This window comes from Alterinioella sp. B-7 (assembly GCF_056857775.1).
The window spans coordinates 37622-60624 of record NZ_JBSXNT010000023.1 but is presented as its reverse complement, the minus strand read 5'-3'; the positions used below and the strand labels follow the sequence as shown (position 1 = coordinate 60624).

The following is a 23003-nucleotide window of genomic DNA, read 5'->3' as shown; positions in this document are numbered from 1 at the left end:
AGAACTGGGGCAGATGACTTCCTCATCGCATGGGATGTGCCATCGCATGTCCGACCGGCCTGTCGCAAGACCTGCCGGGGCGCGAGGAAGCTTTGCATGACATTGGACGACCTGACGCCCTCGCGCAGTGGTGCTGGCAGGGGTTGGGATAATTTTGGGCAGGGACCACTCATGAAGATCGAACGCAGATTCACATCGGCAGATGCGGAGACCTATGCAGGGCTGGAATTCACCCTGAAATCCTCGGAGATTCGCAACCCGGATGGCACGGCTGTGTTCAAGCTCGATGAGCTGGAAGTGCCCGTCGGCTGGAGCCAGGTGGCCTCGGACGTGCTGGCGCAGAAATATTTCCGCAAGGCAGGTGTCGCGGCGATCCTGAAGCCGGTCAAGGAAAAGGGCGTGCCCTCCTTCCTGTGGCGCTCGGTCCCCGATGAGGCGGCGATGGCCGACCTGACCAAGGAAGAGCGCTACGGCGGCGAAACCAGCGCCAAGCAGGTCTTCCGCCGTCTGGCGGGCGCCTGGTGCTACTGGGGCTGGAAGGGCGGTTACTTCACCGACGAATCCGATGCCCGCGCCTATTTCGACGAGATGCAGATGATGCTGGCCCGCCAGATGGCGGCCCCGAACTCTCCCCAGTGGTTCAACACCGGCCTGCATTGGGCCTACGGCATCGACGGCCCCGCGCAGGGCCACCATTATGTTGATTACAAGACCGGCAAGCTGATCAAATCGAGCAGCAGCTACGAGCACCCACAGCCCCATGCCTGCTTTATCCAGGGGGTACAGGACGACCTGGTGAACGAGGGCGGGATCATGGATCTGTGGGTGCGCGAAGCACGCCTCTTTAAATACGGCTCGGGCACCGGCACCAATTTCAGCCACCTGCGCGGCGAGGGCGAGAAACTGTCGGGCGGCGGCAAATCCTCCGGCCTCATGGGCTTTCTCAAGATCGGCGACCGGGCGGCGGGCGCGATCAAGTCGGGCGGCACCACGCGGCGCGCGGCCAAGATGGTCATCGTCGATGCCGACCACCCCGATATCGAGGAATTCATCAACTGGAAGGTGCTGGAGGAGCAGAAGGTCGCCTCGATCGTGGCCGGCTCCAAGATGCACGAGAAGATGCTGAACGCGATCTTCGCGGCCATCAGTTCGTGGGACGGGCTGATGGAGGACGCCGCCGATCCGGCCAGGAACGAGAGCCTGAAAACGGCGATCCGCGAGGCCAAGAAGCTGGCGATCCCCGAGACCTATATCAAGCGCGTGCTGGATTACGCCCGGCAGGGCCATACCAGCATCGAGTTTCCGACCTATGACACGGATTGGGACTCCGAGGCCTATAACTCGGTCTCCGGCCAGAACTCCAACAACTCGATCCGCGTCACCGATGCCTTCCTGCGCGCCGTCGAAAACGATGAGATGTGGGATCTGATCAACCGCACCGATGGCTCGGTGTCCAGGAGCGTCAAGGCCCGCGACCTGTGGGAGAAGGTCGGCCATGCGGCCTGGGCCTGTGCCGATCCCGGTATCCAGTTCCACGACACCGTCAATGCCTGGCACACCTGCCCGGCGGATGGCGAGATCCGCGGCTCCAACCCGTGCTCGGAATACATGTTCCTCGATGACACGGCCTGTAACCTGGCCTCGATGAACCTGCTCACCTTCCTCAAGGATGGCGTGTTCGATGCCGAGGAATACATGCACGCCACGCGCCTCTGGACGCTGACGCTGGAAATCTCGGTGATGATGGCGCAATTCCCGTCCAAGGAAATCGCGCAGCTCTCCTATGATTTCCGCACGCTCGGGCTTGGCTATGCCAATATCGGCGGCCTCCTCATGACGATGGGCTACGGCTACGACTCGGACGAGGGCCGCGCGCTTTGCGGTGCGCTGACCGCGATCATGACCGGCGTGTCCTACGCCACCTCGGCCGAGATCGCGGGGGAGCTTGGGCCCTTTGCCGGGTTCGAGCGCAACCGCGACCACATGCTGCGGGTGATGCGCAACCACCGTCTTGCCTCCAAGGGGGCGACGGATGGCTATGAAGACCTCGCCGTCAAGCCGGTGCCGCTGGACCACGCAAGCTGTCCCGACCAGACGCTGATCGCCCTGGCGCAGCAGGCCTGGGACGAGGCGCTGGAACTGGGCGAAACCCACGGCTACCGCAACGCGCAGGTCAGCGTGATCGCCCCCACCGGCACGATCGGGCTGGTGATGGATTGCGACACCACGGGGATCGAGCCCGATTTCGCCCTGGTCAAGTTCAAGAAACTGGCGGGCGGCGGCTATTTCAAGATCATCAACCGGGCCGTCCCCGGCGCGCTGGAAAACCTCGGCTATTCGCCGAGCCAGATCGAGGAGATCACCTCCCACGCCGTGGGCCACGGCACGCTCGGCAATGCGCCGGTGATCAACCACACATCGCTGAAAGGCCACGGTTTCGGACCGGGCGAGATGGAGAAGATCGAAGCCGCGCTGCCGTCCGCCTTCGACATCCGCTTTGTCTTCAATCAGTGGACCCTGGGCGAGGAGTTCTGCACCGGAACGCTCGGCATTCCGGCGGCGAAACTGAACGATCCCACCTTTGATCTGCTGCGCCATTTGGGCTTCAGCCGTGCCGATATCGAGGCCGCGAATGATCATGTCTGCGGGACCATGACCTTGGAGAACGCGCCGCATCTGAAGGCGGAGCATTACAGCATTTTCGACTGCGCCAACCCCTGCGGCAAGAAGGGCAAGCGGTTCCTTTCCGTCGACAGCCACATCAAGATGATGGCGGCGGCGCAGAGCTTCATTTCCGGCGCGATCTCCAAGACGATCAACATGCCCAATGACGCCACGATCGAGGATTGCCAGAAGGCCTATGAGCTCAGCTGGTCCCTCGGCGTCAAGGCCAACGCGCTCTACCGCGACGGCTCGAAACTGTCGCAGCCTCTGGCCGCGAGCCTGGTCGAGGATGACGATGAGGCGGCGGAGGTGCTGGAAAGCGGCACCACGATGGAGCGCGCGCAGGTGCTGGCCGAGAAGATCGTCGAGAAGATCGTGATCAAGGAGGTCATCAAGGCACATCGCGAGAAACTGCCGGAGCGCCGCAAGGGCTATACCCAGAAAGCGATTGTCGGCGGGCACAAGGTCTACCTGCGCACCGGCGAATATGAGGACGGCCAGTTGGGTGAGATCTTCATCGACATGCACAAGGAAGGTGCGGGCTTCCGCGCGATGATGAACAATTTCGCCATCGCGGTTAGTGTCGGCCTGCAATATGGCGTGCCGCTGGAGGAATTCGTCGACGCCTTCACCTTCACCAAGTTTGAACCCGCCGGCATGGTGCAGGGCAACGACTCGATCAAGAACGCGACCTCGATCCTGGACTACATCTTCCGCGAACTGGCGGTCTCCTATCTCGACCGCACGGACCTGGCGCATGTGAAGCCGGAAGGGGCCAGCTTCGACGATCTGGGGCGCGGGGCCGAGGAAGGCGTGCGCAATTTCGAGGAAGTGCCGCAAAGCCGCGCCGCATCGCCCATCGACGTGCTGCGCCAGATCAGCTCGACCGGGTATCTGCGCAAGCGGGTGCCGCAGGAACTGGTCGTGTTGCAGGGCGGCGCCGCGGGCATCACCGCGCTGGACCCCGGCGGCGACCCGGTCGCGACGCTGGAGAGCCTGGTGCCGGAGGTGGCGACGAATACCGTGGTCATGACCAGCACGGCGGCCCCGATGGATGCGCGGGTCAAGGCCAAGATGCAGGGCTACGAGGGCGAGGCCTGCGGCGAATGCGGCAACTACACGCTGGTGCGCAACGGCACCTGCATGAAATGCAACACCTGCGGCGGGACGTCGGGGTGTAGCTGAGCGGGACGCAGTCCCTTCGAAGGGACTGCGGAAACTCTTCAAAGAGTTTCCGCCCGCATCAAGAGGTCGGGTTCCGCGCCATTGCCCCGGCGCGGTGTCTGAGACACGGGGCGGGTGCGCTCGCCCCTGACGCGGTTCAGGCCGCAGGCAGAAAACACGGGCAGTATATATAAGTGAGCCTGAACAGCGAAACTGGGGAAGCCTTGGCTTCCCCTTTTTCTTTTTTATCCAGTGTGATGGAACCCGACGTTAAAGCGCCTCACGCCTCCGCCTTGTTCTCCACCGCCGGGGCAGCCAGTTCGGCACCCGGCATCTCGATCACCGGCTCCATCCGCGCCAGCACCTCGTCGGACAGGTGGCACTTGCTCTGATGGCCCGTGGCCAGCGTCTTCATCGGCGGCACCTCGGTTTCGCACAGGTTCCCCGGCACTTCCGATTTCCACCGGCAGCGGGTCTGGAACGGGCAACCGGGGGGCGGGTTCATGGCCGAGGGGATGTCGCCCTCCAGCACGATATGGCGCTTCTTGACCGAGGTGTCGGCGATGGGAACCGCCGAGAGAAGCGCCTCTGTATAGGGGTGATAGGGCGGGCTGAAGATCTGGTCGGTGCTGCCGATCTCGACCACATGGCCCAGATACATCACCATTACCCGGTCGCTCAGGTAGCGCACGATGGAGAGGTCGTGGGAGATAAAGAGAAGCGTCGTCTTCTCGTTGCGCTGAATCTCCATCAGCAGGTCGGTCACGGCCGCCTGCACCGACACGTCCAGCGCCGAGACCGGTTCATCCGCCACCACGATCCGCGCGCCGCCGGCGAAGGCCCGCGCGATGCCGACGCGCTGTTTCTGGCCGCCCGACAATTGCCGCGGCATCCGGTCGGCGAAGGCGCGGGGCAGCTTCACCAGGTCGAGCAGGTCCAGCATCCGCTGCCGCCGCTCGGCATCGTTCTTGCCGATCTTGAAGACCTCCAGCGCCCGGATGATCTGCCGACCCACGGTCATCGAGGGGTTCAGCGTGTCGAACGGGTTCTGGAACACCATCTGGATCGAGGAGACGGTCTTGGTGTCCCTCTCCTCGATCGGGACCGCCTCGATGGATCGGTTATCCAGCACGACATGGCCGTCGGTCGCCGTCTCCAGCCCCATCAGCACCTTGGCCAGCGTGGACTTGCCGCAACCGGATTCGCCGACAATGGCCAGGGTTTCGCTTTCGCGCGCCTCGAAACTGAGCGTCTCGTTGGCCTTGACCACCTTTTTCTGGCCCGAGGAAAACAGCGCCGAGGCGGCGACCTCGTAATATTTCTTGAGGTTGTCCGCCTTCAGCACGACATCGCCGATGGGGGCCTTTTCCTGCTTGATCGAGGCGGCAATCGGCGCGTTCCAGTCGATCTCCTCGAAGCGGATGCAGCGGCTGCGGTGCCGTTCGTCGCCCTCCACATTGTGCATCTTGATCTCCTGCGCGTCGCAGCGCCCGGTTTCGAAATAATCGCAGCGCGGCCCGAAATTGCAGCCGGGCGGGCGTTCATGGGGCAGGGGGAAGTTACCGGGAATCGCCACCAGCGGGCGCGAGTGCTTGTCGGCGCCGGGCAGCGGGATCGAGCGGAACAGCGCCTGCGTATAGGGGTGGCGCATCTTGTCGAACACATCCTCGATGGAGCCGGTCTCGACCGCCTCGCCGGAATACATCACGCAGATCCGGTCGCAGGTTTCCAGCACGAGGCCAAGGTTGTGCGAGATGAACAGCATCGAGGTGCCGTATTTCTTGCCCAGATCCTTGACCAGTTCCACCACGGCGGCCTCGACCGTCACGTCGAGCGCGGTGGTGGGTTCGTCCAGGATCAGGAGCGAGGGATTCGCCATCAGCGCCATGGCGATGACGATCCGTTGCTGCTGCCCGCCAGATAGCTGGTGCGGATAGGCGTCGAGCATCCGCTTGGGGTCGGGCAGGCGCACATCGGTGACGACCTCAAGGGCGCGCGCATAGGCTTCCTTTTCGCCGACACCGTCATGGATCATCGGCACTTCCATCAACTGCTTGCCGATCTTCATCGCGGGGTTGAGCGAGGCCATCGGCTCCTGGTAGATCATCGCGATCTCGCGGCCCCGGATATGGCGCAGCTCGGTGGGCGACATGTCGTTCAACTCGCGACCCTTGAACTTGATCGAGCCGCCGACAATGCGCCCGTTGACGCCCAGATCCTGCATCACGCCAAGTGCCACGGTGGATTTTCCGCAGCCGGATTCGCCGACCAGCCCCATCGCCTCGCCGGGGCGCACGCGGCAGGAGAAATCCATCACCGCCGGGATTTCCCTCAGCCGGGTGAAGAAGCTGATCGAGAGGCTGTCGATCTCCAGGATCGGGCCGTCATAGGTGTCATCTTTCATGATATCAGTCCTTCAGGCTTTCTTCGCGGAGGCCGTCGGCCAGCAGGTTCAGGCCGAGCACCATCGTCAACAGCGCCAGCGCGGGCGGCAGGGGCGGGTGCGGATAGACCGTCAGGAGGCGTCGTCCCTCGTTGATGGTCGAGCCCCAGTTCGGGCTTTCGGGATCGACGCCGAGGCCGAAGAAGCCGAGCGTTCCCAGAAGGATCGTGGTGTAGCCGATGCGCAGGCAGAAATCGACGATGAGAGGCCCGCGCGCGTTTGGCAGGATCTCCCACAGCATGATGTACCACGGCCCCTCGCCACGGGTCTGGGCCGCCGCCACGTAGTCGCGCGTCTTGATGTCGAGCACCAGGCCCCGGACGATGCGGTAGACCGTGGGGCTGTTCACGAAGACGACTGAGACGAAGACGATCAGCAGGTTGCCGTCGATATTGATGCCGATGAGCGGCTCGTAGGAGTCGCGCGTGGTCTGCATCCACTCGCCCACCGGGTTGCCCTGGTTGAGATAGCCGATGAAGGAAGTGGCCAGCCACACGATGGGATCGAAGCGGAACACGGTCCCGAGGTAGAAGAGCGTCAGCAGCAGGACCAGCGGGATCGCCACCCATTTGATGATATGAGGCTGCGCCCGGAACCGGGAGTAGAGCAGCACCCAGAGGAACCCGATCGGCAGCACGAAGAGGACGGCGGCCATGTAGACCGGCACGCCCGCCTCGATGATCTCGGGGGTGACCAGAAGGTAGAAGAGCAAGATCACTGGGAAGGCCAGCACCATGTTGGCGATGAAGGTGATGAACGTGTCCAGCCGGCTGCCCAGGTAGCCCGCCGGCAGTCCGAGCGTGATCCCCACCATGAAGGCGAAAAGCGTGGCCAGCGGTGCAATCGTCAACACCTCGCGCGCGCCCGCCACCATGCGGCTGAACACATCGCGCCCAAGCGCGTCTCCGCCAAGCAGGTAATAGGGAAAGGCATCCTCGGGCCCGCCGCTGACCGGCGTGCCGGGCGGGTCGTTGCGAAGCCCCGAGATCACGTCGATGGGGCCATGCGTGGCGATCATCGGCGCGAAGATGGCGGTGAGCACCCAGAACATCACCAGGCCGAACCCGATCATGCCGATGAGGTTGTCGAAGAGCTTGCCGTAGAGGCCAAGGCGGCGCTTGAACCGGATCGACAGCGCGTAGATCACGATGAGCGAGATCCAGACCGGCAGGAATTGCGCGCCGACCCCGCCGATGATGCCCTTGGCCTCCATGCTCGGCTGCAGGATTCCGCCAAGGATGTAGATCACGATGGCACCCAGGAAGACGAAGACCGCCCATTTCATCGCCAGGAGCATGTAATCGGGGGCGCCAAGGCGGTAGCTGATCGTGTGATCCGCGTTCACGATGGGCTCGGCCTGGCGCATGCCGATCAGGCTCATGACGATGTTGAGGATGAAGGCGGCGACAAAGACCAGCACGCAGCCCAACATCAGCGGATTGAGGAAGGGGCCAAGCGACCCGGACCAGGTAAGGGGATCCATAGCTCTTGCTCCTTCAGGATATGCGGATGCGCGGGTTCAGGTAGACATAGCCGATATCCGAGATCAGCTGCGTCGTCAGAACCACGATCACGGCGACGATGGAGATGCTCAGGAGCAGCTCGATATCGTTGTTTGATGCCGCCTGCACCAGGGTCCAGCCAAAGCCGTTATAGTTGAAGAGGGTTTCCACGATCACCACACCGGTCAGAAGCCACGGGATTTGCAGCATGATGACGGTAAAGGGCGCGATCAGCGCGTTTCGCAGCGCGTGTTTCAGCACGATATTGCGGAAACTGACGCCCTTGAGCCGCGCGGTGCGGATATATTGCGCGGTCATCACCTCGGCCATCGAGGCCCGCGTCATGCGCGCGATATAGCCCATGCCGTAGAGCGCGATGGTCAGGACGGGCAGGGTGAAGTTCCAGAAGGTGATGTCCTCCATCGCCGAGCGGGATGAGCCCAGGAACAGCGTGCGCCCCTCGATCCAGCCGTTCTCGGCCAGCCAGGGCGACAGCCCCGCGGTCGATGACGCCAGAAGGATGATGAAGATCACGCCCGAGACATATTCGGGCGTCGCCGTCGAGGCGATGGAGATGGTCGAGAGGGTCCGGTCGGTTCGGCTCCCCTCCTTCATGCCAGCGAGGATGCCGATGATCAGGGCGGCGGGGACCATGACCGAGAAGGCAATGAGCATCAGCCAGCCGGTCAGCGCCAGACGCCCGCCGACAATGGCCGAGACCTCGTTATCCGAAACGGTCGAGAACCCCAGATCGCCTTGCAGCACACCGCAGAAGGTCGGCGCGGTCTCGATCGTCATGCCCCGGTCGACGCAGCGCCCGGTCTCGGTGCCATCGGCGGCCACGCGGGTCCAGCCCGGCGCCACGCCAAGCCATTCGCCGTATCGCACGACCAGGGGCCGCGTGTAGCCGCGGTTTTCCAGCCATTGGACCACTTCCGCATCCGACATGCGGTTATTGCCTTGCGTCTTGGCCAGTTTCTCGAGGTTGGGCCCGAGATTGGTCAGGAAGAACACGATGAATGTCAGGCAAAGTGCGGTGAGGAGCATCACGCCGAGGCGGCGAAGAATGAAGAGTCCCATTTTTGTCCCTGTTGTTCATGCTGCCGTTGGAAAGGTAGCGATCCGGTTTCTTGATGAACCGTTCGGGGCGCGGTCTGGCCTGCCCTGTGCCATCGCCGCTGTCGAAAAGGGCGGCCTCTCATCCGAAAGGCCGCCCAAGACGTCTTAGGCTTCAATCCCCAGGTAATGGGGGTTGATCTCGAACTTGGGGTGCATCTCGGCATTGATCACGCCGGGACGGTAATGCCGGTAGAGCGAGCGCCAGTAGGGAATGGTCGCCACGCCCTCTTCCTGCATGATCTCTTCCAGCCGGCGCATCACCTCGCGCCGTTCATCGGCGTCCTGGATGCCGTTGGCCTGATCCAGCAGGCTGTCGAACTCCTCGTTCGAGAAGGCGGCCTCGTTCCACGGCACACCGGTCCGGTAGGCGAGGTTGAGGATCATCACGCCAAGCTCGCGGTGGTTCCAGTTGGTCGAGCTGAGCGGATAGTTGGTCCAGTCGTTCCAGAAGGTCGAGCCGGGGATCACGGTGCGTTCCACGTTAAAGCCCGCATCGCGCAGCTGCGAGGCATAGGCATCGGTGGTGTCGCGCCGGTAGCCATCGTCGATCGAGATCACCTCGAAGACGTGATCGGCCTGGCCCGCCTCCTCCAGCAGAGCATAGGCCGCGTCCTTGTCGACCTCGATCGCCGGGACGTCGGCCCATTCCGGGTGGATCGGCGACACATGGTAGTCGCGCGCCATCTCGCCGCGTCCGGCCATGCCCAGATCCAGAAGAACCTGGTTGTCGACGGCCTTGAGCAGCGCCTGGCGCACCATCCGGTTGTCATAGGGCGGGTTGTTCTGGTTGGGCCGGATCACCACGGTCGCGGCGGTGGTCACTTCCGACACTTCGAACCCGATCGAGGTAAAGAGGTCGACGAAATCGCCGGTGGTCTCATAGGTCATGTCCAGCTCGCCGGATTCGGCGCCGGCCATCCATGCGGCGGGATCCTGGCCAAGGTCGACGAACTCGATCCGGTCCAGATAGGCCTCGCCCCAGTATTCGTGATCGGGGTTCTTCTCCAGCACGGCCTGAACACCGACCTCATGGGCCGCCAGACGGTAGGCCCCGGTGCCGACGCCATGTTCCAGCGGATCCTGGCCGATATACTCGCGATGCTGGATCGCGGCGGGATAGTCGGCAATGCCCGGAATGATGGTGATGTCCGGGCTCGGCAGGTTCAGGCGGACGGTGTGGCTGTCGACAACCTCGATCGCGCCCTCGATGGCCTGCTGCGTATCGGCATCGACCAGGATGCCCATCCGCGTCGACATCGAGTTGCCCTCGACCGTCGCATCGCACCAGCCGCGGATGTTGGCGGCCACGTCTTCGGCGGTGAACTCGTCGCCATTGTTGAACATGATGCCCTGGCGCACGTTCAGCGTATATTGGGTCGCGTCCTCATTGGCTTCCCAGCTTTCCAGCAGGATGCCCGAGAACGAGCCGTCGCGGTTGTATTCGACCAGGTATTCGGTGATGCCCCGGCCAAGGTTGCCCATCTGCGACCAGTCATAGGTGCGCGGGTCCTTGCCGACGCGCACTTCCTGCTGGATGCGCAGCGTGCCGCCCATCGGCGGGGTCTGGCGGTGTCCGGCGGCGTTGGCCGGGCTCATGCCGATCATGGAATAGGCGGCGGCGGCGCTGACGCCGAGCGCCGTGGCCCGGACGAGGAATTCGCGGCGGTCGAGGTGACCGTCCTTGTATTCCCGGGCATACATCTCTGCAGCCGGGTGCGTCTGCAATTGGTCTTGGGTGGATTGCGTCATTCTTGTCTCCCTGTGACACGATCTTGTGTTGGTCTGTCGCGTGGCGTCCTGACCCGCGGGACGCGCGGGCGGCTGCCATCATTTCTGTCCCGCATTAGCGCACCAATACCGGCACAGCGTCAACAGGCCCGGTGGGAAAAAATGTCCTGTTTGCGACATGGTGACTGAATGAATGCGACACGCCCCGCCGATGGGGCCGAAAACGGCATGCGATTGCAGCGCTGGCTCAGCCCGCCTTGATGGCCTGTTGCGAGGGGCTGAGGCGGCGGAACTCGGACGGGGTGCGCCCGGTCAGATTGGCGAAGGAACGGGTGAAATAGGCCGCCGAGGAAAAGCCCAATTCCTCTGCGATCTCGCGCGCGGGCCTGTCTGTATCGACCAATTGGGTGCAGGCCTCGTGCATCAGGCGCTCCTGCAAGATGGCCAGTGCGGCGCGCCCCGCCGCCTCGCGGCAGACACGCGAGAGGTGCGTGGGCGTCACGCCAAGCGTCTCGGCATAATCGGATACGCCCTGGCCGCTGCGGAAATCCTGCTCCAGCAGGGCGGCGTATTTCTCGGCCAGAACATGCGTCCGATCACGCAGAATTGACCCGTCCTGGCGCGCCAGCTGCCGCGCGATCCAGACCGAGATCAAGAGCCCCCAGGCCCTGAGCGCATGGTCGCGCGCGGTCTCGAACCCGGCCAGTTCGCGCTCGATCATGTCGAAATAGCCCGACAGCGCCGATTGCGCCTCGACCGTGGCGACGCGGATATGGAACGGGTTGCCCGGCAGGCCAAGCGTCGGGTCCATCGGCAGTTTCACCAGCACGCCCTGCGCCTGCGGGGACAGATCCAGCGACATCATCACGCGGGCGGGGATGAACACGGCCGTATTCGGCCCGTAGCCGCGCGTCACCGCGCCGATGGTAAAGCGGCCCTGGCCACGGGTGAACCAGTAAAGCTGCGCATGGGGTTTGGAATGTAATGTGCCATAGCGCCATTCGGCGCGTGCGCGCAGTCGGGCCAGGGGGGTGACGGCATAGGCGGATGGCATGGGCGGAGGCTAGAGGTCCGAAATGTGAAAGGAAAGGCCCTATATCAGGCGCTAAACCTCCAATTTGGTTGGATTACCCTTGGTCGGCTGGAATCCGCCGCCAATCGGCCATGCGTGCGCGAAACCATGTCCTTTGACGCTTGGCATATTGACGCGAGGCGGTGATCGCGGCCTCGCGCGCGGCTTCCAGCGTCATCTCGCCCTTCAGATGCGCAATGAGCTCCGGCCCGCCAATGGCCTTCCGCGCGCCGTGCGCCTTGTCCCACAGGGGCAGGATGGCGCGCGCCTCGTCCAGGGCGCCTTGCTGCAACATCTGGTCGAATCGCCGCGCGATCCGGGCATTCAGCCAGTCGCGCGGCGCGTCGAGGACCAGCGCCTGACAGGCGGCAAGCGGCAGGTCGGGGGCGGGCGTGTCGGCCTGCCAATCGGAGAGCGGCCTGCCAGTGGCGCGCAGAACCTCCCAGGCGCGCTGCACCCGCATCGGGTTGGCGCGGTCGATGCGTGCGGCGATGACGGGGTCGCCGCGGTCGAGATCGGCCAGCATCTGGGCCAGCGGCAGCGCTTCGGCCTCGGCCCGGATCTCGGGCGGGGTCTCGGGAATATCGGCCAGCCCCCCGGTCAGCGCCGCGAAGTTCAGCCCGGTGCCGCCCAGGATGATGGGGCGCAGGCCGCCGGTCAGCAGGGGCCGCACATCGCGCAACCACACGCCGGTGGAATAGTCGCCGGTGAACGGCACATGGCCATAGAGCGCATGGGTCGCGCGGGCTTCGTCCTCGGGGGACGGGCGCGCGGTCAGGATGCGCCAGCCGTCATAGACCTGCAACGCGTCGGCATTGACGATCCTGCCGCCCTGACGCTCGGCGATCTCCAGGGCCAGGGCGGATTTGCCCGATGCCGTCGGTCCGGCGATCAGAATCGGAACTTCCCTTGATAATGTGTCTATATCAATCAATGCTCTACAGGCCGATATTCATGTAAATTCCGGGGCTGGATTGGGCGTTGAACCCGTGGGTCATTTAGGCCATGTTGGCGCAGGCCGCAAAGCAGGCCCTCACATGATATAGCAGACAGGACGCGTCCCATGCCCTCCGACACCGCCGCAGAGCCCGCCTATTCCCGCGTCATGCTGAAGATCTCGGGCGAGGCGCTGATGGGCGACCTGGGCTACGGGCTGCATCCCCCCACGGTCGAGCGCATCGCGCGCGAGGTCAAGACGGTGCATGAAATGGGCGTCGAGATCTGCATGGTCATCGGCGGCGGCAACATCTTTCGCGGGCTGCAAGGCTCGGCGCAGGGGATGGAGCGCACAACCGCCGATTACATGGGCATGCTGGCCACCGTGATGAACGCGCTGGCGATGCAATCGGCGCTTGAGGGGCTCAACATCCATACCCGCGTGATCAGCGCCATTCGCATGGACGAGGTCGCGGAGCCCTATATCCGCCGCCGCGCCGTGCGCCACCTTGAGAAAAAGCGCGTCTGCATCTTCGCCGCCGGCACCGGCAACCCCTATTTCACCACCGACACCGCCGCCACGCTGCGCGCCAACGAGATGAAATGCGAGGCGATCTTCAAGGGCACCAAGGTCGATGGCGTCTATGACAAGGATCCGGCCAAGCATGCCGACGCCACGCGTTATGACACCGTCACCTATGACGAGGTGCTGGCCAAGCATCTGGGCGTGATGGATGCCTCGGCGATTGCGCTGGCGCGTGAGAACGCCATCCCGATCGTGGTCTTCAGCCTGGATGAGCCGGGCGGCTTCCGCGGCATCCTGGAGGGGCAGGGGACCTATACCAAAGTCTCCGGCTGACGCACGGCGCGGGCCCCGAAACCGCCACTGGTGTTTTGACCGCCAGTTGCGATATACCCCCCATGCAAGAGCCCATGAAGCGGCCCCACCACAGGATGAACCCTCATGTCAGACGATTTCATGCTTGATACGGACGATTTGCAGCGCCGGATGGAGGGCGCGCTGGCCTCGCTGCGCACCGAATTCGCATCCCTGCGCACGGGCCGCGCCTCGGCTTCGATGCTGGAGCCGGTGATGGTCGACGCCTATGGCAGCCCGACGCCGATCAACCAGGTCGGCACCGTCAACGTGCCGGAACCGCGCATGGTCACGGTGAATGTCTGGGACAAGTCGCTGGTGGGCAAGGTCGAAAAGGCGATCCGCGAAAGCGGCCTGGGTATCAACCCGCAACTCAACGGCACCATCATCATGCTGCCGATCCCCGAGTTGAACGAGGAACGCCGCGCGCAGCTGGCCAAGGTCGCCGCGCAATATGCCGAACATGCCCGCGTCTCGATCCGCAACGTGCGCCGCGACGGCATGGACCAGATCAAGAAGGGCAAGGCGCAGGGCCTGTCCGAGGACGATCAGAAACTGTGGGAAGACGAGGTGCAGGAGCTGACCGACACCCATATCGCCAAGGTCGACGAGTTCCTGAACACCAAGCAAGAAGAGATCATGCAGGTCTGAGCACCAGCCCGATCCCGATACTGGAGCGCCGATGGCCCCGAAGGACGACCCACCAACCCCTCCGCGGCATGTGGCGATCATCATGGATGGCAATGGCCGGTGGGCACAACTGCGCAAGCGTCCGCGCCTCGTGGGGCATCACGCGGGCGCCAAGCGCGTGCAGGAGATTGTCCAGGCCTGCCTGCCGCTTGGCGTCAAGTACCTGACGATCTTTGCCTTTTCGACCGAGAACTGGAAACGCACCCAGACCGAGGTGGCGGGGCTGATGCGCCTCTTCAAGCGCTTCATCTCGGCCAAGGCGGCGGAGTTGCACGAAAAGAACGTGCGTGTGCGCTTCATCGGCGACCGGGTGCGGCTGGACGCGCGGTTGCAGGATCTGATGGACAACCTGGAGCTGCTGACAGCGGAGAACTCCGGCGTGCACCTGACCATCGCGCTGAATTACGGCGGCCGGGACGAGGTCGCGCGCGCCACGCAGCGGCTGGCCCATGACGTGGCCGCCGGCAAGCTGGACCCGGACAAGATCGACGACGAGACGCTGCCGAAATACCTCGATACCTGTTTCCTGCCCGATCCCGACCTGGTGATCCGCACCAGCGGCGAGGCGCGGATCTCAAACTTCCTGCTCTGGCAATCGGCCTATGCGGAATATGAGTTCATCGACACGCTCTGGCCCGATTTCGACGCCGATGAATTCGCCAAGGTCGTGGGCCGGTTCGGCCAGCGTAGCCGACGGTTCGGTGCGGTCAGCACATGAGCAACGCGGCGGCGAAATGGGGCGACCTGGCCCCGCGCGTGATCTCGGGCCTGGTGCTGGCGGGGGTGGGCTTTGGCCTGATCTATGTCGGCGGGTTGCCGATGGCGGCGGGCCTCATCGCAATCGGTGGCATCGGCATCTGGGAATTGCACCGGATGCTTGGCGGGCGAGTGGCGAAGAAGGCCGGCGGGTTTGGCGCGCTGGCCGTTTTCGCGGTGCTGGCCGCACAGATCGTCGCGCTGGCCTCGGGCTACGGATTTCTGGACAACCTGCACCTGACCCCCTGGATCGTGCCCTTTCTGGGCGTGGCGCTGTGGGCGGGGGTGCAGACCGTGCCGTTGCAACACCGCTGGATCTTCTGCCTCTACGGCGCGCTTTTCCTCTTTGCCGTGATCGGCATGTTCTACCTGCGCGTGGTGCATGGCCTGATCTTCATCCTCTTTGTCGTCGCGGTGGTTGTGGCCTCGGATATCGCGGGCTATTTCGCCGGGCGTATTCTGGGCGGGCCGAAATTCTGGCCCCGCGTCAGCCCCAAGAAAACCTGGTCGGGCACCGTCGCGGGCTGGATTGCCGCCGTCGCGGTGGCCTGGGCCGTGTTGGGCTATGAGCCGCTGATGGTCTTCGTCGTGGCCCCGCTTCTGGCGCTGGCCGCGCAGATGGGTGACATCGTCGAGAGCGCGATCAAGCGAAAGGCGGGGGTCAAGGACAGCTCGGACCTCATCCCCGGTCATGGCGGCGTGCTGGACCGGTTCGACGCCATGGCGGGGGCGGGCGCGCTGGCGACGCTGGTGATGGCGGGCGTCGGGCTTTGGGCATGACGCGGACGGTCAGCATATTCGGTGCGACCGGGTCCATCGGGCAGAACACGCTGGACCTGATCCGGCGCGACCGGGGCGCCTACCGCGTGGTGGCCCTGACCGGCGGGCGCAACGTGGCGCAACTGGCCAGGGATGCGCGCGAGTTCAACGCCGAGATCGCCGTTACCGCGCATGAAGACGGCCTCTCTGCCTTGCGCGACGCGCTGTCCGGAACGGGCATCGCCGCCGCCGCCGGGGCAGGGGCGCTTTTGGAGGCGGCCGACCGGCCCGCCGACTGGATCATGTCGGCCATCGTGGGGGCCGCGGGCCTCGCGCCGGGGTTCCGGGCGCTGCATCACGGCACGACCCTGGCGCTGGCCAACAAGGAAAGCCTGGTGACGGCGGGCCCTCTGTTGATGGCCAAGGCGAAGGAACAGGGCGCGCGCATCCTGCCGGTGGACAGCGAACATTCCGCCGTCTTCCAGGCGCTGGTGGGCGAGGATATGGCCGCCGTCGAGCGCATCATCATCACCGCCTCGGGCGGCGCCCTGCGCGATTGGCCGCTGGAACGGTTGCGATATGCGACATTGCAAGACGCCTCGGCCCATCCGAATTGGGTGATGGGCCAGCGGATCACCATCGACAGCGCCTCGATGTTCAACAAGGCTCTGGAACTGATTGAAACGCATGAGTATTTCGGCGTCGCGCCGGAAAAGATCGACACCGTCATCCACCCGCAAAGCATCGTTCATGCCCTTGTCGGGTTCAATGACGGCGCGCTGATGGCGCATCTGGGCGCGCCCGATATGCGCCATGCCATCGGTTATGCGCTGCACTGGCCCGACCGCGCCGCGCTGCCGGTGGACCGCATCGATCTGGCCCGGATCGCCACGCTCAATTTCCAGGCCCCCGACACGGCCCGCTTTCCCGCCCTGCGCCTGGCGCGCCAGGTCATGGCAACGGGCGGCCATGCGGGTGCCGTCTTCAACGCCGCGAAGGAGGTGGCGCTGGATCACTTCATCGCAGGCAGCATCGGGTTCATGGACATGGCCCCGCTGGTCGAGGCCACGCTTGACGCCATGTCGCGCGAATTTCGCCTTGAGGGTGCCATAGAGACACTGGACACCGTCCTGCAAACCGACCATCTGGCACGGATAAGAGCAGCCGAGCAGGCCAGCCAGCTACAGGAGAAACGCGCGTGACCGACCTCATCCCGCAATTCGGCGGCTTTGCCTTTACGATCCTAGCCTTTGTCGTGGCGCTTTCCATCATTGTCGCGATCCACGAATACGGCCATTACATCGTCGGGCGTTGGTCGGGCATCCATGCCGAGGTCTTCTCGCTCGGCTTCGGCCCGGTTCTGGCCTCCCGCGTCGACAAGCACGGCACCAAGTGGCAATTCGCGGCACTTCCCTTCGGCGGCTACGTCAAGTTCCTTGGCGATGCCGATGCGGCCTCGGGCAAGGATGCGGTGGCGATTGATGCGCTCGATGCGCAGGAACGTCGCCGCTCCATGCATGGCGCACCGCTTTGGGCGCGCGCGGCGACCGTCGCCGCCGGGCCGATCTTCAATTTCATCCTGTCGATCCTGATCTTTGCCGCCGTGCTGCTCTTCTCGGGCCAGGCGTCCGAGGCGCCCCGCGTGGGCGAGATCCTCCCGATGCCCGCCGAAATGGCGGTGCTGGAACAGGGCGACGAGATCACCGCGATTGCCGGTGAGCCGGTCGAGGATCTGTCGGACGTGTTCGAGCTTGGGCGCACGCTGGAGCCTGCCGCGACCCTGACCTATGACATCCTTCGGGGTGGCGAGGCGATGCAGGTCGAAGCCTCCTTTCCGCTGATCCCGGCCATTGGCAGCGTCACGCCGCGGTCTGCGGCGATGGATGCGGGCCTGCGCGAGGGCGATGTGATCCGGCAGATCGACGGCGAAACCGTCCATGCCTTCAGCCAGTTGCGCGAGGCGGTGGAAAATTCGGAAGGCGCCGAGCTGTCCTTGCGCGTCTGGCGTGACGGCGAGATGCTGGACATCACCCTTGCGCCGCGCCGGATGGACCTGCCGTCGCCCGATGGCGGCTTCGAGACGCGCTGGCTGATGGGCGTCACGGGGGGGCTTTTCTTCGACCCCGAGGTCGAGAGGGTCGGGTTTGGCGAGGCGCTGATGCGCGGCGTCACCACCGTGGGTTACGTGATCGAGACCTCGCTGTCGGGCCTGTGGCACATGATCACCGGCGCGATTTCAAGCTGCAACCTGCAAGGCCCGATCGGGATTGCCGAAACCTCCGGGGCGGCGGCCAGCCAGGGTCTCGATTCCTTCTTCTGGTTCATCGCCGTGCTGTCCACCGCCGTGGGCCTTCTGAACCTCTTCCCGATCCCGGTTCTGGATGGCGGTCACCTGCTGTTCCATGCCTTCGAGGCCGTGGCCGGACGTCCGCCCTCGGACAAGGCGCTGCGCATCTTCATGACCGTCGGCTTGACGCTGATCCTGGGGCTGATGCTGTTTGCACTGACCAATGATCTCTTCTGCCCGTAAGGGGAAAATTCCGCTAATCAGCCGTTAACGTGCCGTATTCGTGCCGCATTCGGGCGCGATGGTCGGGCAAAGGGCCAGTGCGCCCTCGAGATCAGACCCGAGGCCAAGACCGATGAAAACGATCACGCATAGCTACCGCTCCTTCAGCTTCTTCGTGGAGGTCAATATCGACCGCCTGCTGGTGCCGGTGACCATCGTGGGCGCGCTGACACTGGCCGGATGGCTCGTGAGCCTCTGATTTTGCTGAAAATCCTTCCGGTCGGCTGACCGGTTTTCCTGTCGATACGTGTATATCTTGTGCCACGGTCGCACAATACCTCCATCCCTGCGCCAATGGCGTTTTGACAACCCTTCGCCCGCGCGATAGAGCAGGTCAACAGAGATGTATTTCTGACGGGGCGGATTCGATGGATGGTTTTGCAGGATTCCTGAGGCGTGGACTACGGTTGGACGCCGTCTTTGCCGTTCTTCTGATGGTGCTGTTCCTGATCCCGTCCGGGGCCGACGCGCAGACCTTCCGCTTCACGTCCTTCGATGTGCAGGGCAACCAGCGTGTCGCCGAGGCAACGGTTCTGAATTTCGCCAGCATCCCGCGCAACGAAACCGTCACCGCCGGACAGTTGAACGATGCGCTTCAGCGGCTGCAGAACTCGACCCTGTTCGAAACGGTCGAGGTCGTGCCGCGCGGCAACCAGCTTGTCATCATCGTGCAGGAATACCCGACCATCAACCGCATCAATATCGAAGGCAACCGGCGGCTTGACGATGAGGATCTGCTGCCGCTGCTGGCCTCGCAGCCGCGCCGCGCCTATTCACCTGCGACCGCCGAGGCCGATGCCGCCGAGATCACCGAAGCCTACCGCCTTCAGGGCCGCCTGACCGCGACCGTCACCCCGCAGATCATCCGGCGCAGCCAAAACCGCGTCGATCTGGTCTTCGAGGTCACCGAAGGCCGCGTCACCGAGACCGAGCGCATCGCCTTCGTCGGCAACCGCGCCTATTCGGACCGCCGGTTGCGCCGGGTTCTGGAAAGCACGCAGGCCGGGTTCTTCCGCACCTTCATCCGGTCCGACACCTTCGTCGCCGACCGGATCGAGTTCGACCGCCAGCTCCTGACCGATTTCTACCGCGAGCGCGGCTATATCGACTTCACCGTGCAAAGCTCCACCTCCGAGCTGACCCGCGCCCGCGACGCCTATTTCGTGACCTTCAACATCCGTGAAGGCCAGAGCTTTCGCATTGGCGAAATCACCACCACGACCGACCTGCCCAATATCGACCCCGACCAGTTCCATGCCGTGTTGCGGCTGCGCTCGGGCGTGACCTATTCGCCGCGCCTGATCGACAACCAGATCACCCGGATGGAGAACCTCGCCACCCAGATGGGCCTGCGTTTCATCCGCATCGAACCGGTGCTGACGCGCAATGACGAGGATCTGACACTGGATATCGAGTTCCAGGTCACCCGCGGCGAGCGGGTCTTTGTCGAACGCATCGACATCGAGGGCAACGCCACAACCATGGACCGCGTGATCCGCCGCCAGTTCCGCACCGCCGAAGGCGACCCGCTGGACCCGCGCGAGATCCGCAACGGCGCCGAACGCGTGCGTGCGCTCGGCTTTTTCGCCGATGCGCAGGTCGCCGCGCGCCCCGGCTCGACCGAAGATCAGGTGATCGTCGATGTCGACGTGGAAGAGGCGCCGACCGGTTCGCTCGGCTTCGGGGCCAGCTATTCCACCGATGGCGGCGTCGGCCTCAACGTGTCCTTCTCGGAACGCAACTTCCTGGGCCGGGGTCAGTCGTTGAGCTTCGGTTTCGACACCACCGAATCCTCGCGCGGCTTCAACTTCGCCTTCTCGGAACCGGCGTTCCTGGGCCGGGACGTGACCTTTGGTTTCAGCGCCTATTACCAGACCACGACGGGGGACAATAACGCGACCTTCGACACGGAAGGGTTTGGCATCCGCCCCTCCTTCAGCTTCCCGCTGTCGGAAAATAGCCGCCTTGGCCTGTTCTACAGCATCAGCCAGGACAGCATCACCAACGTGCCGACTACGTCTTCTCCGATCCTTACACGAGAGATGGGAGAGTTCCTGACGTCCTCGATCGGCTACAACTATGTCTACGACACCCGCAACAGTGGTTTGAACACCAATGCGGGCGTGCAGTTCCGCTTTGGCCAGGAGTTTGCGGGCCTTGGCGGCGATCGTGAATATATCCAGACCACCGCCTCCGTCACCGGCGAGACCAGCGTGCTGCGCGAGGAAGTGTCGCTGCGCGCGACGCTTGAGGGCGGCGCGCTCAACATGCTGTCGGGCAACAGCCGCACCACCGAGCGTTTCCGCCTCAACTCACGCCAGATGCGCGGCTTCGAGGCTGGCGGGCTTGGCCCCCGCGACCTGTCCAACCCCAGTACGGCCGAGGACGGGTTGGGCGGCAATTACTACGCCGTGGCCCGGTTCGAGGCCGCCTTCCCGATCGGCCTGCCCGAGGAATACGGCATTTCCGGTGGCGTGTTCTACGATATCGGCACCGTCTGGGGGCTGGACGATACCGCCGGTCTTGGCGGCCCCGTCGACGACAGCCTGCATTTGCGCCAGTCGGTCGGCTTCTCGATCTTCTGGGATACCCAGATCGGCCCGCTGCGCTTCAACTTCACGCGTGTCCTGGATGCCGAGGCCTATGACCGGACCCGCAGTTTCGACTTCACCGTCGAAGCCCGGTTCTGATCCCGCTCCCATGCGCCTGATCCCGGCACTTCTGGCAGCGCTGTCCCTGTGGGCGGCGCTGCCTGCATTTGCGCAACCCCTGTCCTTCGGCCAGATCGAAGGGCCGCCGGTGGTGACGCTGAACCAGGAACGCCTGTTCCAGGAATCGCGCTTCGGCCAGCGCCTGCAAGACGAGATCGACGCGGCATCGGCGGCACTGGCACGCGAAAACCGCGAGATCGAGGCCGAGCTCCTGCAGGAGGAACGCCGCCTGACCACGCGCCGGGCCGAGCTGTCCTCGGAGGAGTTCCGACCCCTGGCCGACGAGTTCGACGCCCGTGTCGAGTCGATCCGCGACGAGCAATCCGAACGCCTGCGCCGCCTGACCGCCCAGGCCGAGGCCGCGCGGCGCTATTTCATCCAGGCCACGACGCCGGTTCTGGTGGAGCTCTTGCAAGACCGTGGTGCGGCGGCGGTTCTGGACAGCCGCGCGGTGATCTATTCGGTCGAGGGCATCGACATCACCGAGCTGGCGCTGGAACGGATCGACGCCGAGATCGGCAATGGCGGCGCGGGGCCGATCCTGAACCTGCTGGACACTGATCCGGGCCAGGCCCCGGCGGCGCCCGAGACGCCCGACAGCCCCCTTGCGCCGGAAATCCCCGTCCTGCCCGAAGACCCGCTCGCCCCGCAACAGCCCTGACGCGCTTGTGGGGCGGGGCGACAGTTGCTACCACAAGGTCCAAGGCCCAGAAGAAGGATGAACGCCCCGTGACAGCCGAGACCCCGACCAGCGCCGATATCGACCTGATCCAGCGCATCATCCCGCATCGCTACCCGTTCCTGCTGGTCGACAAGGTGCGCGATATCGTGCCCTTCAAATCGGCCGTGGGGATCAAGAACGTCACCATGAACGAGCCGCATTTCCAGGGCCATTTCCCCGGCGTGCCGATCATGCCCGGCGTCACCATCATCGAGGCGATGGCGCAGGCATCGGCGGTCATGGTGGGGGTCTCCGCCGACCTCGCCGACAAGAATTTCCTCGTCTATTTCATGGCCATAGACGGGGCCAAGTTCCGTCGCAAGGTCGGCCCCGGCGATGTGCTGGAGCTGCATGTCGAGGTGATCCGCGGCAAGCCCGGCGGCAAGGTCTGGAAGTTCAGGGGCCGCGCCGAGGTCGAGGGGGATCTGGCCTGCGAGGCCGAGTTCACCGCGATGATGGACCTGACCGGTTAAGGGGGCAAACCGATGGCCATTGATGCCACAGCGCAGGTGCACCCCTCCGCCGTGATCGAGGAGGGGGCCGTGATCGGGGCCGGGGCCTCGGTCGGCCCGTTCTGCATTGTCGGCGCGGAGGTGGAACTTGGTCCCCGTGTCGCGCTGCGCAGCCATGTCGTGGTGACGGGGCGGACGCAGATCGGCGAGGAGACGGTGATCTTTCCCTTCTCGGTGATCGGCGAGATCCCGCAGGATCTGAAATATGCCGGCGAGAATACCAGCCTGATCATCGGCAAGCGCAATCGCATCCGCGAAAGCGTCACGATGAATTGCGGCACCGAGGGCGGTGGCGGCGTGACCCGTGTGGGCGATGACGGCCTCTTCATGGCGGGCTGCCACATCGCGCATGACGCGCAGGTGGGCGACCGGGTGATCGTGGTCAACTCGGCGGCCATCGCGGGCCATTGCGTGCTGGAGGATGACGTGATCATCGGCGGCCTCTCGGGCGTGCATCAATGGGTGCGCATCGGCAAGGGCGCCATCATCGGCGCGGTCTGCATGGTGACGAAAGACGTGATGCCCTACGGTCTGGTGCAGGGCCCGCGCGGGGTGCTGGACGGGCTGAACCTCGTCGGGCTGAAACGCAAGGGCGTGGCGCGCACCGACATCACCGCGCTGCGCGCTGCGTTCCAGCAGCTTGCGCAGGGCGAGGGGGCGTTCCTGGACCGGGCGCAGCGCCTCTCGGATGACAATCCCGACAGCGATTACGTGCGCGAGATGGTGGCGTTCATCCTGGGCGCAAGCGAACGGTCCTTCCTGACACCGGGGTAGTTGCAT

18 protein-coding genes are annotated in these 23003 nt (G+C 64.4%); 12 read left to right on the top strand and 6 right to left on the bottom strand.

The annotated features are described in order from the left end of the window. The first annotated feature begins 171 nt into the window (after positions 1-171). Entirely contained in the window at positions 172-3849 is a 3678-nt protein-coding gene (locus tag AC13C7_RS04075; RefSeq protein ID WP_482866675.1) for a vitamin B12-dependent ribonucleotide reductase, read from the top strand. Positions 3850-4108: 259 nt separating this feature from the next. On the opposite strand, the gene AC13C7_RS04070 is transcribed toward AC13C7_RS04075, so the two are convergent. The 6 genes from AC13C7_RS04070 to miaA all read right to left on the bottom strand — a co-directional run bounded on the left by AC13C7_RS04070 (position 4109) and on the right by miaA (position 12626). Next, positions 4109-6232 carry a dipeptide ABC transporter ATP-binding protein gene (locus AC13C7_RS04070; protein ID WP_284465439.1) on the bottom strand — a complete coding sequence of 708 codons (2124 nt, stop codon included), beginning with the start codon at positions 6230-6232 and terminating at the stop codon, positions 4109-4111. Between the two features lie 4 nt (positions 6233-6236). Beyond that, positions 6237-7754: an ABC transporter permease gene (locus tag AC13C7_RS04065; RefSeq protein WP_284465438.1), complete on the bottom strand. Its 1518-nt coding sequence runs from the start codon at positions 7752-7754 to the stop codon at positions 6237-6239. Between the two features lie 13 nt (positions 7755-7767). Then, positions 7768-8853 carry an ABC transporter permease gene (locus AC13C7_RS04060; RefSeq protein ID WP_172319278.1) on the bottom strand — a complete coding sequence of 362 codons (1086 nt, stop codon included), beginning with the start codon at positions 8851-8853 and terminating at the stop codon, positions 7768-7770. 144 nt (positions 8854-8997) lie between these two features. After that, positions 8998-10641: an ABC transporter substrate-binding protein gene (locus tag AC13C7_RS04055; RefSeq protein WP_482866674.1), complete on the bottom strand. Its 1644-nt coding sequence runs from the start codon at positions 10639-10641 to the stop codon at positions 8998-9000. 226 nt (positions 10642-10867) lie between these two features. After that, positions 10868-11674, bottom strand: a complete 807-nt coding sequence (locus tag AC13C7_RS04050; RefSeq protein ID WP_284465436.1) for an AraC family transcriptional regulator — start codon at positions 11672-11674, stop codon at positions 10868-10870. Between the two features lie 73 nt (positions 11675-11747). After that, positions 11748-12626 (bottom strand): tRNA (adenosine(37)-N6)-dimethylallyltransferase MiaA, encoded by an 879-nt coding sequence (gene miaA, locus AC13C7_RS04045; protein WP_172319275.1) that lies wholly within the window; start codon positions 12624-12626, stop codon positions 11748-11750. 129 nt (positions 12627-12755) lie between these two features. Here miaA and pyrH point away from each other — a divergent pair, with 129 nt between their 5' ends. The 11 genes from pyrH to lpxA all read left to right on the top strand — a co-directional run bounded on the left by pyrH (position 12756) and on the right by lpxA (position 22997). After that, on the top strand, positions 12756-13487 hold the full coding sequence (gene pyrH, locus AC13C7_RS04040; protein WP_482866673.1) for a UMP kinase: 732 nt from the start codon (positions 12756-12758) through the stop codon (positions 13485-13487). Positions 13488-13592: 105 nt separating this feature from the next. Beyond that, on the top strand, positions 13593-14156 hold the full coding sequence (gene frr, locus AC13C7_RS04035; protein WP_172319273.1) for a ribosome recycling factor: 564 nt from the start codon (positions 13593-13595) through the stop codon (positions 14154-14156). Between the two features lie 31 nt (positions 14157-14187). Then, positions 14188-14913 (top strand): isoprenyl transferase, encoded by a 726-nt coding sequence (locus AC13C7_RS04030; protein ID WP_172319272.1) that lies wholly within the window; start codon positions 14188-14190, stop codon positions 14911-14913. Continuing rightward, complete coding sequence (locus AC13C7_RS04025; RefSeq protein ID WP_172319271.1) at positions 14910-15731, top strand: phosphatidate cytidylyltransferase; 822 nt, start codon at positions 14910-14912, stop codon at positions 15729-15731. Before AC13C7_RS04030 ends, AC13C7_RS04025 begins: the two co-directional genes overlap by 4 nt. Beyond that, the gene (gene dxr, locus AC13C7_RS04020; RefSeq protein ID WP_482866672.1) at positions 15728-16912 is read left to right on the top strand and encodes a 1-deoxy-D-xylulose-5-phosphate reductoisomerase; all 1185 of its coding nucleotides are present in this window, start codon (positions 15728-15730) and stop codon (positions 16910-16912) included. The genes AC13C7_RS04025 and dxr overlap by 4 nt, the downstream gene beginning before the upstream one ends. Then, positions 16909-18240 (top strand): RIP metalloprotease RseP, encoded by a 1332-nt coding sequence (gene rseP, locus AC13C7_RS04015; protein ID WP_482866671.1) that lies wholly within the window; start codon positions 16909-16911, stop codon positions 18238-18240. Before dxr ends, rseP begins: the two co-directional genes overlap by 4 nt. Positions 18241-18352: 112 nt before the next feature. After that, on the top strand, positions 18353-18478 hold the full coding sequence (locus tag AC13C7_RS04010) for a hypothetical protein (protein ID WP_268879079.1): 126 nt from the start codon (positions 18353-18355) through the stop codon (positions 18476-18478). Between the two features lie 169 nt (positions 18479-18647). Continuing rightward, a complete protein-coding gene (gene bamA / locus AC13C7_RS04005) occupies positions 18648-20969 on the top strand; it encodes an outer membrane protein assembly factor BamA (RefSeq protein ID WP_482866670.1) in 2322 nt (773 codons plus the stop codon). Positions 20970-20979: 10 nt separating this feature from the next. Further along, positions 20980-21651 carry an OmpH/Skp family outer membrane protein gene (locus AC13C7_RS04000; RefSeq protein ID WP_446117658.1) on the top strand — a complete coding sequence of 224 codons (672 nt, stop codon included), beginning with the start codon at positions 20980-20982 and terminating at the stop codon, positions 21649-21651. 68 nt (positions 21652-21719) lie between these two features. Next, the gene (gene fabZ, locus AC13C7_RS03995) at positions 21720-22184 is read left to right on the top strand and encodes a 3-hydroxyacyl-ACP dehydratase FabZ (RefSeq protein WP_474888137.1); all 465 of its coding nucleotides are present in this window, start codon (positions 21720-21722) and stop codon (positions 22182-22184) included. A 12-nt stretch (positions 22185-22196) separates the two neighbouring features. Continuing rightward, the gene (gene lpxA / locus AC13C7_RS03990) at positions 22197-22997 is read left to right on the top strand and encodes an acyl-ACP--UDP-N-acetylglucosamine O-acyltransferase (protein WP_446169492.1); all 801 of its coding nucleotides are present in this window, start codon (positions 22197-22199) and stop codon (positions 22995-22997) included. Positions 22998-23003 lie beyond the last annotated feature (6 nt).